The sequence below is a fragment of the Faecalibacter rhinopitheci genome (assembly GCF_015234135.1).
GTDB classification, from domain to species: Bacteria; Bacteroidota; Bacteroidia; order Flavobacteriales; family Weeksellaceae; genus Empedobacter; species Empedobacter rhinopitheci.
In genome coordinates this window covers 247,113-260,645 of the sequence record NZ_JADGIK010000003.1, presented here as the reverse complement: position 1 = coordinate 260,645, position 13,533 = coordinate 247,113, and the positions used below count along the sequence as shown (strand labels likewise).

Annotated in this window: 11 protein-coding genes; 3 read left to right on the top strand and 8 right to left on the bottom strand. The window is 31.1% G+C overall.

The genetic code is table 11. The annotated features are described in order from the left end of the window. Window positions 1-2: 2 nt before the first annotated feature. The 6 genes from ccoG to IM532_RS06175 form a co-directional block, all read right to left on the bottom strand. A complete protein-coding gene (ccoG, locus tag IM532_RS06200; protein ID WP_394368347.1) occupies window positions 3-1,415 on the bottom strand; it encodes a cytochrome c oxidase accessory protein CcoG in 1,413 nt (470 codons plus the stop codon). Between the two features lie 168 nt (window positions 1,416-1,583). Next, a complete protein-coding gene (locus tag IM532_RS06195) occupies window positions 1,584-2,534 on the bottom strand; it encodes a cbb3-type cytochrome c oxidase N-terminal domain-containing protein (protein ID WP_194182583.1) in 951 nt (316 codons plus the stop codon). Continuing rightward, entirely contained in the window at window positions 2,531-2,737 is a 207-nt protein-coding gene (locus tag IM532_RS06190) for a cbb3-type cytochrome c oxidase subunit 3 (protein ID WP_194182582.1), read from the bottom strand. The genes IM532_RS06195 and IM532_RS06190 overlap by 4 nt, the downstream gene beginning before the upstream one ends. After that, window positions 2,737-5,013: a cytochrome-c oxidase, cbb3-type subunit II gene (gene ccoO / locus IM532_RS06185; RefSeq protein WP_194182581.1), complete on the bottom strand. Its 2,277-nt coding sequence runs from the start codon at window positions 5,011-5,013 to the stop codon at window positions 2,737-2,739. Before ccoO ends, IM532_RS06190 begins: the two co-directional genes overlap by 1 nt. Next, window positions 5,013-5,177 (bottom strand): cbb3-type cytochrome oxidase assembly protein CcoS, encoded by a 165-nt coding sequence (ccoS, locus tag IM532_RS06180; protein WP_194182580.1) that lies wholly within the window; start codon window positions 5,175-5,177, stop codon window positions 5,013-5,015. The genes ccoO and ccoS overlap by 1 nt, the downstream gene beginning before the upstream one ends. 80 nt (window positions 5,178-5,257) lie before the next feature. Continuing rightward, window positions 5,258-7,651, bottom strand: a complete 2,394-nt coding sequence (locus IM532_RS06175) for a heavy metal translocating P-type ATPase (RefSeq protein ID WP_194182579.1) — start codon at window positions 7,649-7,651, stop codon at window positions 5,258-5,260. Window positions 7,652-7,726: 75 nt separating this feature from the next. Here IM532_RS06175 and IM532_RS06170 point away from each other — a divergent pair, with 75 nt between their 5' ends. Then, complete coding sequence (locus tag IM532_RS06170; protein WP_194182578.1) at window positions 7,727-8,434, top strand: Crp/Fnr family transcriptional regulator; 708 nt, start codon at window positions 7,727-7,729, stop codon at window positions 8,432-8,434. A gap of 114 nt (window positions 8,435-8,548) precedes the next feature. Here the strand turns inward: IM532_RS06170 and IM532_RS06165 are convergent, their stop codons facing one another. Further along, the gene (locus tag IM532_RS06165; protein ID WP_194182577.1) at window positions 8,549-9,946 is read right to left on the bottom strand and encodes a leucyl aminopeptidase family protein; all 1,398 of its coding nucleotides are present in this window, start codon (window positions 9,944-9,946) and stop codon (window positions 8,549-8,551) included. A 103-nt stretch (window positions 9,947-10,049) separates the two neighbouring features. Between IM532_RS06165 and IM532_RS06160 the strand changes: the two genes are divergently transcribed. Next, on the top strand, window positions 10,050-10,799 hold the full coding sequence (locus tag IM532_RS06160) for an alpha/beta fold hydrolase (protein ID WP_194182576.1): 750 nt from the start codon (window positions 10,050-10,052) through the stop codon (window positions 10,797-10,799). Window positions 10,800-10,906: 107 nt separating this feature from the next. Here IM532_RS06160 and hflX read toward each other — a convergent pair whose 3' ends face one another. Beyond that, window positions 10,907-12,142 (bottom strand): GTPase HflX, encoded by a 1,236-nt coding sequence (hflX, locus tag IM532_RS06155; RefSeq protein WP_194182575.1) that lies wholly within the window; start codon window positions 12,140-12,142, stop codon window positions 10,907-10,909. Between the two features lie 163 nt (window positions 12,143-12,305). Between hflX and IM532_RS06150 the strand changes: the two genes are divergently transcribed. Continuing rightward, window positions 12,306-13,196 carry a T9SS type A sorting domain-containing protein gene (locus IM532_RS06150; RefSeq protein ID WP_194182574.1) on the top strand — a complete coding sequence of 297 codons (891 nt, stop codon included), beginning with the start codon at window positions 12,306-12,308 and terminating at the stop codon, window positions 13,194-13,196. Window positions 13,197-13,533: the final 337 nt, after the last annotated feature.

Genomic DNA, 13,533 nt, shown 5'->3' with positions numbered 1-13,533 from the left:
ATTTAATATTTATATGGTGAAGAGAAACTTGTTTTATATTTATCAATTACTTTTCCTTTTTCGTTTACTAACCCTACAACAATTAATTCTTTGTAAGATTTCACTTCATTTTTAGGAATTTTGATATAGAATTTTCCTTGAATAATTTCACCTTTATTTAACGCTAAATTATTATCCCCAGCAAACATTTCAATTTTAGTATTCTTATGAGATAATAATTTGATTTTCACGAATTGATCTTCTGTCGTTTTATTATACAATGTATATTCAAACTGATTAACATAGTATTCTCCTTGTGTTGTAAATCCAGACCCTGGTACTTTTAAAAATTTAGATTCAACATCTGATCGATTAAACATAAAGGCTGACATTACACCAATAAGAGCAACTAAAGCAAAAGTAAAAAAGCCAAGACGCTTAGTGAATTTAAATTTCTCACCATTTTTAATATTATCTTCAGAAGCATAGCGTATAAGTCCTGTAGGTAAACCAACTTTTAGCATTACTTCATCACAAGCATCTATACAAGCAGTACAGTTCACACATTCTAGTTGTATACCATTTCTAATATCAATACCTGTAGGACATACTGCAACACATTGTCCACACTCTATACAATCTCCTTTACCTACGGCTTTACGATCTTCATTCTTCTTGAAAGGAGCACGACCAGCAGTTCTTTCTCCTCTTTTATAATCATAACTTACACTTATGGTTTGTGAATCTATTAATACCCCTTGCATTCTACCGTAAGGACATACCAATGTACATGCTTGTTCACGAAACCAAGCAAATATAAAATAGAAGACAAGTGTAAATAAAATAAGTGTAAAAAATGTACTGAAATTTTCGATTGGCCCATTTTTCACTAATTCGATCAAAGTTTCTTTACCAACTATATAAGCTAAAAAAACGTTTGAAATAAAAAATGATATAAGTGCAAAAATTGACCATTTAAGTAATTTCTTTCTTATTTTTTCTTCATCCCATTCTTGTCTATCTAAACGCATCTGTTTAGCTCTATCACCTTCAATAGCATATTCTATCCTTCTAAATACCATTTCTAAGAAAATAGTTTGCGGACATACCCATCCACAAAATAACCTTCCGTAGGCCATTGTAAAAAGAATAATAAATATAAATGTTGCTATACCTCCTATGGCTAGTAAGAAAAAATCTGATGTGAAAAAGGGATAACCTAGAATAATAAATTCTCTACTTAAAACATCAAACTTTAAAATTGGATTACCATTTGGTAAAGTAATAAAGGGTGTGATAAATAAAATAGCTAATAAAATATAACTAACATACGTTCGTTTTGTAGTATAATTTCCTTTTGGCTTTCTAGGATAAATCCATTTTCTTTTTCCGGATTTCTCCATTGTTCCAATAGAATTACGTACATCTTCAGTCATCAAATCTTGAGGATCGGAATATACGTCTAATTGAATTTCATCTTTATTATCTTGTTCTGATGTACTCATTTTTCAAACTATTGTGTTTATAACAAATTTACGATAAAAAAACAAAGAGAGCTTATAATAAGCTCTCTTTGTTAATGATATTTATTTGTTTAGCAACATCTATTTTTGTTTCCATTTTTCAACTAAGTCTCCTTGAGGAGCAGCAGCTCCATCTGCCTCAGTTAAAGATTTCTCAACTTGATTGATGTGATATACGTAAGATGCAACTTTCTCAATCGCTAATCCAGATAATTCTTTACGTTGTCCAAAAGGTCTCATCTGAGGATTGTGAGGAGCACCATTGTAAACGATATCATAGATATTCAAGAATAAGCTATCGTTTTGCTCATGATTGATCCAGTAATCATCTGTTAAGTTTGGTCCAATACCACCACGTCCACCTTCTAAGTGACATTGTACACAATTTTGTTTGAAGATTTTTCCACCTTCTTCCACAATTGCAGGATCGTTAGACTTATTAACAGCACCTTCGATAGTAATATCGTTAGCTTCTGCCCACTTCATATCTCTTTCATCTAAGTAAGCCATTTCAGCTTCAAATTCAGAAACTGGATGAGCGAAATCTGTAAATGCATAAGATAATACGTAAGTGATACAAAAAACTACACCAAAGTAGAATAATGATAACCACCATTGTGGTAAAGCGTTATCTAACTCTTTAATTCCATCGAATCCGTGATCAATAATAATAGCTTCTTCTTCTTCAGCAGTTTGCTTTTTAGAAGCACTACTAAATAGACGATTAAAAAATCCAATTTTAGAATCTTCTAAATATTGTTGTTTTTCTTCTTCACTTAATTGTTTGAACTTTTGTGCTTCTACTACTCTGTTTAATGCATTAATGATTAATAACATTACTAAAGCAATAGCAATAACAGCCCAAACTATTCCTTGTTGAATTACATGTGACAGATGAGTAATTAAGTTGTTAACCATTCCATTGAATCCTGGTTCAGCAACTACATCAACTGGCGTTACCATTGTGAACGCTAAAATAACAGCGATCATTGTTAATGGGATAAATATATAAGCCGGGGTACGTTGTCTCATTTTATAGTATTTTTTTCATTTTCCTCCTCTTCTACGTCAATGTCTAGAGCAGCACTTTCCTGCTCTTTATAATACCCTTTTGGTTTCTTCCATACAATGTAGAATAATGCTACAAAAAATATGATGAAAGCCAAAAGGATTAAAGTTTGTATTAAACTTGCATTTTCATAATTAGAGAAAAAATCTTTGTAATATTTTAACATTAATTACTTGCTGTTTCTACTTGATCTGCTTTGATATCCGTTCCTAAGCGCTGTAAATAAGCAATTAGGGCTGTAATTTCACGTTTACGTAAAGGCGCAAATTCTTTACCTTCAGCTTTTGCCTCTGCTTCTTTAGCAGTCCAGAATTCTTTTAAATCTGGTGCATCTTTAAAGATACTAGTTTCAATTGCTAAGGCTTGACGATCCATAGAAACTCTCATACTATCAAAATCTTCTTGTTCGTAAGGAACACCTAAAGAAACCATAGCTTTCATTTTATCCTTTGTTAGCTCATCTTTTAATGTGTTTTCTGCTAACCAAGGGTAACGTGGCATGATAGATCCATCTGATGTTTCACGTGGATTCCACATATGTTTATAATGCCAAGCATCTGGGTTTTTACCTCCTTCACGGTGTAAATCTGGACCTGTACGTTTAGATCCCCATAAGAATGGGTGATCATATACAAATTCTCCAGCTTTAGAGTATTCACCGTAACGTTTTACTTCATCACGGAATGGACGAACCATTTGCGTGTGACAAGCATTACATCCTTCACGGATATATAAGTCACGTCCTTCTAATTCTAAAGGAGTGTAAGGTTTTACACTAGAAATAGTAGGGATATTTGATTTTACAGTTAATGTAGGTACAATTTCTACTAAACCACCAATTGCTAATGTTAAGAAAGCTCCAATTGTTAATACGATTGGCATACGCTCAATCCAAGTATGAACAGTTTCACCTTCAGCACGAGCAGATGTTTTAGGTGCTAATGCAGGCGCAGATACTTCTTCGTTTGCAATAAAATAACCTTGTTTAACTGTTTTAATTACGTTAATAATCATTAAGATAGCTCCTATTAAATAGAAAGTTCCTCCTAATGCACGTAATGGGTATAAGTATTGTTTTAAAATTGTAACTGTTTGTAAGAAGTTACCATATGCTAAAGTTCCGTCTTCTGCAAATTGTTTCCACATTAAACCTTGTGTCCAACCAGCAACGTACATTGGAATTACCCAAAATAAAATACCAAATGTACCAATCCAGAAGTGTGCATTTGCAAGCTTGTTAGATGCTAATTTTGTATTAAATAATTTAGGTACTAAATAATAAACAACACCAAACGCCATAAATCCGTTCCATCCTAACGTACCAACGTGTACGTGAGCAGGAACCCAGTCAGTAAAGTGACCAATTTTATTTAATGTTTTTGTTGCTAATAAAGGCCCTTCGAAAGTTGCCATACCGTAACATGTTAATGCTACAACGAAGAATTTTAATACTGGATTTTCTCTAACTTTATCCCATGATCCACGTAATGTTAATAAACCATTTAACATACCTCCCCAAGATGGAGCGATCAACATAATTGAGAAACCTGTCCCTACAGCTTGCGCCCAACCTGGTAACGCTGTGTATAGTAAGTGGTGAGGTCCTGCCCAAATATAAATAAAGATTAAAGACCAAAAGTGGATAATTGATAACTTGTATGAGAATACAGGTCTATTAGCAGCTTTAGGTACGTAGTAATACATTAAACCTAGAATTGGTGTTGTTAAGAAGAATGCTACTGCATTGTGTCCATACCACCATTGTACTAAGGCATCTTGTACTCCTGAATAAACTGAATAAGATTTTGGCGATGATAAGCTGAATGTTACAGGTAACTCTAAGTTATTAAAGATGTGTAACATTGTGATACCAGCCCAAGTACCAATAAAAAACCAAATCGCTACGTATAAGTGACGTACACGACGGTTTGCAATAGTTAAGAACATCTGTGTTCCAAATAGAACCCAAACTACTGCGATTAGTATGTCAATTGGCCATTCATGTTCAGCATACTCTTTAGAAGTATTAAAACCTAAAATGAATGTTACAAATGACGATACAATAAATAATTGCCATCCCCAGAAAATTGTCCAGCTTAAAACATCGCTGTACATTCTAGTTTTTAACAATCTTTGAATTGAATAGTACGCTCCCATGAAGAAACTATTACCAACGAATGCGAAAATCGCAAAAGTGGTATGTATCATACGTAGCCTACCATAACCTAGCACCCCTTGAGAATTAACAAGACCTTGAATTCCTGCTCCTGATCCACCTACTGTTGCATCATCACTACCAAAAATCATCTCTGGTAATGTTGGAAAGAAAAGCAATGTCGCCACTAAAACTCCAAAGAAAAATGCCATAACTGCCCAAAATAATGTGGCATAAACGAAATACTTTACGATCTTATTGTCGTAACTAAAAGTCTGCATTTGCATTATGAGTCGATTTTATCCTTAGTTTTTTTATCTTCTTTTAACATTCTTACTGCTGGTGATTCATCATCATCAAATTGTCCTTTCTTATACCCTACAAAAAAGAATATAAGAAACATTATACCTAGCGATACACTAACCATAATCATTAATAATAATATCCCCATATCATTTACAAAATTACGAAGCCTCAACTTCTTATCACAATGATTTTGGTCAGAGGCCAATGTAGTTACTTAATTTAAACTCATTCTAAATTCCATTTATGTATATAATCTGATATTCGAGTTGTAGCCGTAGCAAATAACAACACAGATACCGAACTTATTGGCATCAAAATAGCCGCTACTACAGGTTCTAAATATCCTGTCACTGCAAAAGCTAATCCAATAATATTATATCCAAAACTAATGATAAATGCCATGATTATTAGACGCATAGATGTTTTTGATAAACTTAAAAAATCTGGAATTAATTTAAAATTCCTTGCATCTAAAATCCCATCGCATGAGGGTGAAAAACTATTCATATCATCCGAAATAGAAATTCCGACTGTACTTTGTTTTAAAGCTCCTGCATCATTTAAACCATCACCTAACATCAAAACTTTTTTGCCATCAGCCTCCATATTCTTAATATAATCTAGTTTATCTGCCGGAGATTGATTAAATTTTAGCGTGGCATTCTCTGGAAATATAGATAAAAGGAAATCACGTTCTGAATCATTATCTCCAGATAAAATATGTAATTTATAATTTGATAACTGATTGATCAATTCATTCAGGCCTTTTCTATATCTATTTTTGTATACGTATTTTCCGTACACTACATTATCAATTGAAATATAAACTTCAGTCTGATTAATAGAACTTTTTCCTTCCGCATTTACAAAACTTCGTGACCCAACTTTTACAAGTTTACCTTCCACAAATCCTTGCTGACCTTTACCTATAATTTCTTTATAATCATCCACATGTAATTGGTCATTCACATTTAATTTTCTATGTAATGTCCTACTCAACGGATGGTTCGAATTACGTAATAAACTTCTTACAACAACTTGATTTTCTGAAGATAATACTTTTCCTTCATATGATATGTTTGAATCATCACTTTCTGTAATAGTTCCTGTTTTATCAAAAACAACATCTGTTATTTTTGCCAAATTTTCAATTGTAGAAGTATTTTTGATGTAAAATCTCTTATTTCCAAAAACACGCATAATATTTCCTAAAATAAAAGGTGAGGATAACCCTAAGGCACAAGGACAAGCAATAATTAATATGGAAGTTACTACTTTAAGAATTAATGATGGGTCAATTATCCACCAAGTAATTGCAGAAATTAAAGTTATCCCTAAAATAATAATTGTAAAATAATGACTAATGTGATTAGTTAAAGCATTCAATTCAGACTCTTGTTTACTAAATGCATCATTATTCCATAATTGCGTTAAATAACTTTGATTTACTTCAGAAATAATCTCTAGTTCAATAGCATGGCCAGATTGTTTCCCTCCTGCAAAAATCTTATCACCTGATTTCTTTGGAATTAAGCGAGATTCACCCGTTACAAATGAATTATCTATCATAGCTTCACCTTTGATTAAAATCGCGTCAGCTGGGATAATTTCTTCGTTACGAACCAAAATACGATCTCCTTTTTTTAACTCTGAAAGTAATATTGGAGTTTCAATTTCCTTTTCCAGACGAGCAACTGCAACAGGATAAAAAGATTTATAATCTCTATCAAACGCTAAAGATTTAACTGTCTGTTGCTGAAACCATTTTCCTGTTAACATAAGAAATAATAAAGCAGCTAACGTATCGAAATAACCTGGTGAAATATCTAAAATAATATCATAGGTAGATTTAAAGAAAATCACAATAATTCCTAAGGCAATAGGTATATCAAGATTAATGTATTTATTTTTTAAACCTTGCCACGCAGATTGGAAGTAATCTGTGGAAGAGTAGAAAAATACTGGCAATGATAGGAAAAACATTGCCCATCGAAAGAACCCTTTATTCTCCTCAAGCCATTGTTCTTTAACTTCTCCAAAAACTTCTACGTATTCTGGAAAAGATAAAAGCATGATATTTCCGAAACAAAATCCTGCAATTACAAGTTTACTAACTAATGCACGATCTGCTTTTGGTTTCTCTTTTTTATCAATAGATTTAAGACTAATTGCTGGCTTATAACCAAGATTAGTCATTAATCTAGCTACATCTCCTAATGTAATTTCTTCATCACGAAATGTAATTTGAACCGTTTTTTTAGTGAAATTTACATTTGAAGAAATAACAGATTGATTAATCGTTTCTAAACTTTCTAATAACCAGATACACGATGTACAATGTATAACTGGCACCTCAAATGTAACCACAGTAATCCCATCATCAGAGAAATCCACTACTTTATCGAAGATTTCTTTGGTGTTAAGAAAATCAAATTGATGATCTCCTCTCGCATCTGGACGTACGCCAGCATTATGATTTAAGTTATAATATTCACTTAAATTATTAACGTTTAAGACTTCATAGACAGTCTTACAACCTTGGCAACAAAATTCTTTTTGATCGAATTGAATTCTCTCTTCTTCAATTTCTTGCCCACAATGAAAACAATTATCTGCCATATTCTTTTGCAAAATTACTTTCCTTTTATCAGAATTAACCTTAACTTTGTATGAGATAAGTCATAACGAATAGCAATGTCAGAATTTAATGAAAACGTAGAAACTATCAAAAGATTATTTGATAACCCAAGTAGTTTTGATAATTTTACTAAAGAGGAATTAATAGAGTTTGAACAAGAAAAAAAAGTTCTAACATTGAAAAAGGGTGACGAGATCATCCAAGAAGGGGCCACACCAAAAGGGATTTACTGTTTAGTTAAAGGTACAGCTAAATTATTTAAAATTGGATTTAATGGAAAAGAGCAAATTTTAAGATTTGCAAATGCTGGAGATATTATCGGGTATAGATCAATTTTGAGTCAAGAAGTTTTTGGAGCTTCTTCAACTGCAATGACTCCTATTGAGATTTATTACATTCCAGAAAAATTCTTTTTAAGATTACTTGAACATAATCCTAAATTAGCATTTGATATTTTACAACGTATTGCTAAGGATTTAGGAGAATACGCACGTACAATTACTTATTTGGCTCAAAAAACAGTTCGTGAGCGTCTTGCAGAAGTATTATTACTTTTAGAAGGTAAATTAGGAACTGACAAGGATGATTTCATTAATATCTCTTTAACGAGAGAAGAAATGGCAAATTTAATCGGAACTGCAACAGAATCAGCTATCCGATTAATATCAGAATTTAAGACCGATGGATTAATTGAAGTGGAAGGACGTAAAATCAAAATTTTAGATCACCATAAATTAACAAAATTAGGCCACGTGATTTTATAACTATAAAATTCATAATATTCTAAATAGCCTCTTAATTGTGAGGCTATTTCTTTTTATAAAAAAAACGCCTTGGTAAATCCAAGGCGTTTTTATTTTATGTTTTTTTTTACCGAATTATGCTTTATAATTTTTAAAAAATTGATTTAGTAATCGGATTCCAACTCCAGTTCCTCCTAATCCTTTGTAATTTTCTACTGCTGTCGTAAAGGCTGGTCCCGCAATATCTAAGTGAACAAAAGGATAAGTTGTAAAATGTTCTAAGAATTTACCTGCTGTAATTGTACCTGCATAACTTCCCCCTATATTTTTTAAATCTGCGATAGATGACTTAATTTGCTCTTTATAATCATCCCACAAAGGCAACTCAACTAAACGTTCATACACTTCATTACCTGCATTTTTTAGTTGGTTATTAACTTCTTCTCCCGCATTACTCATCATACAAGAAGCTCTTACCCCTGCTGCTACTAAAGCTGCACCTGTTAAAGTAGCTGCATCAATGATTAATGATGGTTCGTACTGATTTGCATACGCTATTGCATCTGCCAAAATCATTCTACCTTCTGCATCTGTATTTAAAACTTCTACTGTAGTACCATCATACATAGTAACTACATCACCTGGTGCATAAGCATCACCTCCCGGACGATTATCAGTTGCAGGAATTAAGGTTATAATATGTAAATCTAATTTATTTAATGCCGCAGCATAAATTGTTCCTGCCATACAAGCCGCACCTCCCATGTCAGATTTCATAAGATCCATTGAGTTTGGAGTTGGTTTTAAACTTAGACCTCCCGTATCGTATACAACTCCTTTACCTACTAAAACAATAGGTTTTTGGTTACGCGCGTTATCTGGTTTATATTCTAAAATAGTAAATGTAGGTGGCTGAACAGATCCTTTGTTTACAGCTAATAAACCTCCCATCTTTAATTCTTCAATTTCATTTTTATGAAAAACTTTTACCTTTAAAGATGATTCTAAACCTATTTGTTGTAATTCTGTAGCTAATTGAGAAGCTGTAAGAAAAGAATTTGGCTCATTTACAATGTCTCTCCCCCAACAAACTGCTTTGTTTATATTATTTAATTGTTCAATGTCTTTTATAAGCACATTTCCTAAGATTACAATCGTTTTTAATGCATTTTGTTTATCCTTAGAATCTTTAAAATATTTTAAAAATTGATAATTAGAAAGTTCTAATCCTTCTGCTAAAGCTAAAACTTTGTCGCCACTACCTATTAATGTAATTGCTTCAGCATTTTTATTTAGTTGCTGACGAACATTGAACCCATTTACACGTAATGATTCTAAATCTTGATTATCGTCCACTAAAGCAATAATTTGCTTTCCTAATTTAATATAATCAAATTTTAAATCTCCTTGCTTAAATTCTTCAATTAAGTTTTGAATTAATTCATTATTCTCTATTTTAAAATCAGATTTTTTATCTAACAAAAAGACAACATTATCTTGATTTAAATTATAGGATTGTATTGTAGTAATCATTTTTTTCTAAAATTTATGATTTCAAAAATACAAAAATTGAAGAGGTGAAATTGAAGTTTCCTTTTAAGTTTTTTGAATGTATTTTTATCTCAAACTTTCAAGTATGTTATATCATCAAGTTATAGGACAAGGAAAAGCAATTGTTTTACTCCATGGATTTATGGAAAATAGTAGAATTTGGAATGATTTTGTTTTACATTTTTCGAAGACACATCAACTTATTATGATTGATTTGCCTGGACATGGAAAAAGTAGACAAATTGATGAAATTAACTATATGGAAAGTTTAGCTGATAATATAGTTGGAATACTTCGTTTTCTAGAGATAAAAAAAGCTTCTTTCATTGGACATTCTATGGGTGGTTATGTAAGTTTAGCTATTGGAGAAATATATCCTCAGTTAGTAGAAAAAATAATTTTAGTAAACTCAACTTCCTTACCAGATTCTTATGAAAAGAGAGAACAACGCCTAAAAGTTATTCCTACTGTGCAACGTAATTTTCCTTTGTTTGTAAGGTTAAGTATACCGATGCTTTTTAATGATGAAGAAAAAAGCAATTTGCAAGAGGAAATGAATTATTTAAAGGAAATAGCTCTAGAAACTTCTATTGAAGGAATTGAAGCTTCACTAAAAGGAATGCGCGATCGCCCAGATCGGACTTTTGTTTTGTATGATTTAGACATTCCAATTCTTGTAATTAATGGAACTAAAGATAGAACGATTAACGTGGATTTATTTGAAACTGTGATTCCAGAAAAAGCCAATATAAAAATAGTACGTTTAGATTGTGGTCATGTTGCATTTCTAGAAAAGAAAAAACAATTTATAGATACTGTCGCAATGTTTATCTAGTCATGAGAAAATAATCTTTTATATAAAAGATTATCTATATTTAATGATAATCATTAAATATAGATCCAAAAAAAAGAGTTCATAAAATGAACTCTTTTTTTTAATTATTAATCTTCAGATTCTTCAGATTCATTTATTTCTTCCTCTTCATAATATTGAAACAAGAAATTATTGTACGGAAAACGTTCCATATGAATCGATTTTACTGTTTCATAAATCGTTTTTCTTAATTCTTCTAAATTATCTTTTTCTGTAGCAGAAATAAATAAAGTCTGATTTTCATTTTTTGACATCCATGTACGTTTCCAATCATCTAAAGAATAATTTTCAAAAGTCATTTCAGTTAAATCATCTTCATCCTTTTTGACATAAGAAAAATTATCGATTTTGTTGAAAACCATAATTGTTGGTTTATCCTTAGATCCTATATCAGACAAAATTTCATTCACAGAGTTTACGTGATCTTCAAAACTTGAATGAGAAATATCTACCACATGAACCAATAAATCAGCCTCTCTAACTTCGTCTAAAGTAGATTTGAATGACTCAATTAATTGGGTCGGTAACTTACGAATAAACCCAACTGTATCAGTTAATAAAAATGGTAAATTACTAATTACAACTTTACGTACAGTTGTATCTAATGTTGCAAACAATTTATCTTCTGCAAAAACATCTGATTTTGATAAAACATTCATCAACGTAGACTTACCAACATTGGTGTAACCCACTAACGCAACACGAACTAATTGTCCACGATTTTTACGTTGAGTTGCCATTTGTCTGTCAACTGTTTTCAGTTTTTCTCTTAATAAAGTAATTCGGTCACGTATAATACGTCTATCCGTTTCAATTTCAGTTTCACCAGGACCTCTCATTCCGATTCCACCTCGCTGACGCTCTAAGTGAGTCCACATACGAGTTAATCGTGGTAATAAATAAACATATTGTGCCAATTCTACCTGAGTGCGAGCGTAAGAGGATTGCGCTCTTTGTGCAAAAATATCTAAGATTAATTGTGTACGATCAATAACCTTTCTTTCTACAACTTTCTCTATATTTTTTAATTGTGATGGTGTTAATTCATCATCAAAGATTAATGTATCGATGTTATTTTCAACAACATAATCTAAGATTTCATTTAATTTTCCACTTCCCACAAATGTTTTAGGATCTGGTTTATCGACCTTTTGAGTGAATCGAGCAGAAACTTCAGCACCTGCTGTAAAAGTTAAAAACTCTAATTCATCCATATATTCAGTTAGCTTCTCTTCAGATTGCTTTTGTGTAACCAACCCAATCAAAACTACTTTTTCGTAATTTATTTCTTTTTTCTCTAACATTAAAAATTATAGATTTCTAAATTTTTATACAAAGTAAAAGTATTCTACTTAAATAACATAATCTTACCAATTATTATACCCTAAATAAAAAAAATACATAAAATGTGTATTAAATAAAATTAGCGTTATAGATTTATAGCAATAATACTATGAATTAACATTGATGAGAAAAAAATTATTTACATTATCCCTATTTGCATTAATTTTCAATCAAGTAAGTGCACAAGAAAAAAATATTTCTTTTGAAGAAACAGAAGGATATTCAACAGGATATTTAGTTGGTCAGAATACATGGGAAAGTTATGGATACATAACGGAAGGTTATGCAAATGTTTCAAATAATAAATATTCTGATGGAAATTTATCTGCCCAGCTTATTGCAGACCCAGCAAATGAAGGGAATTGGGGCGGAATTGTATATAAATTACCTGAAGCAAAAAAGTTTATTATTTCTGCAGATGTTAATATGGAAGAATTGTATGGATCAGATCATGATTTATTAAGCATTTATGACAACACAAATGGAGAATATGAATACATTAGTGGTTTCTACTTCGATTTTTTAGGTGATATAATCATTGGAGATGAAACAACATCTCAATCATCTGGGAACTGGGAACCAAACACTTGGTATAATCTAAAAGCTGATTATGACTTTAATACACGAAAAATTGATTTATATTTAAACAATAATCACATTCGTACAGTTGCTATTCCTTCTCAAATTCAAAAAGTAACCGAAGTTGATTTTGAGTTTGATAATTATTCAGGTTTTAATGTAGATAATATAAAAATTGTCAATTTAGATCATTTATCAAACAATGAAGTTTCTATTAATACTATATCTATTTACCCAAATCCTACATCAGATTGGTTAAAAGTAAATTCTATAACAAATATTAAATCTCTAGAAATTATTGATTTTAATGGAAACAGCATTTTAAGAAAAGAAAATACAACAGAAATGAATGTTAAAGAATTATCTAATGGAATCTATTTTATAAAAGTACACACTGATAAAGATAGTAACACTTATAAGTTTATAAAAAGATAACTTTACAAGGATAATATACTATTCATGATTTGAATAACCGAATAAAATTCTATAGAATAGATTTAATCTTTATTATTTACATATTTTATAAAATAATTTATCCGAAACAATAATTTCTGATATATCCTTTATAACTTTGCACAAGCAAAAAAAAGAAAATGTTTTTCAATCAAACACATCATATCCATCATCATCATAGCTCCCATCAGGCGGCCTGATATGTTGTATTCTGTATTGAACTAAAATATAATATAAAACCGTCTGAGTAAATCAGTCGGTTTTTTTGTTTAATAACTTTTCACTTTCCGCTTTTTACTCAGACTTCATTAATAAAAAA

Coding starts and splice junctions, on each gene's coding strand:
- ccoG (WP_394368347.1), bottom strand. CDS start 1,415: ATGACTGAAGATGTACGTAATTCTATTGGAACAATGGAGAAATCCGGA.
- IM532_RS06195 (WP_194182583.1), bottom strand. CDS start 2,534: ATGAGACAACGTACCCCGGCTTATATATTTATCCCATTAACAATGATC.
- IM532_RS06190 (WP_194182582.1), bottom strand. CDS start 2,737: ATGTTAAAATATTACAAAGATTTTTTCTCTAATTATGAAAATGCAAGT.
- ccoO (WP_194182581.1), bottom strand. CDS start 5,013: ATGCAAATGCAGACTTTTAGTTACGACAATAAGATCGTAAAGTATTTC.
- ccoS (WP_194182580.1), bottom strand. CDS start 5,177: ATGGGGATATTATTATTAATGATTATGGTTAGTGTATCGCTAGGTATA.
- IM532_RS06175 (WP_194182579.1), bottom strand. CDS start 7,651: ATGGCAGATAATTGTTTTCATTGTGGGCAAGAAATTGAAGAAGAGAGA.
- IM532_RS06170 (WP_194182578.1), top strand. CDS start 7,727: ATGTCAGAATTTAATGAAAACGTAGAAACTATCAAAAGATTATTTGAT.
- IM532_RS06165 (WP_194182577.1), bottom strand. CDS start 9,946: ATGATTACTACAATACAATCCTATAATTTAAATCAAGATAATGTTGTC.
- IM532_RS06160 (WP_194182576.1), top strand. CDS start 10,050: ATGTTATATCATCAAGTTATAGGACAAGGAAAAGCAATTGTTTTACTC.
- hflX (WP_194182575.1), bottom strand. CDS start 12,142: ATGTTAGAGAAAAAAGAAATAAATTACGAAAAAGTAGTTTTGATTGGG.
- IM532_RS06150 (WP_194182574.1), top strand. CDS start 12,306: ATGAGAAAAAAATTATTTACATTATCCCTATTTGCATTAATTTTCAAT.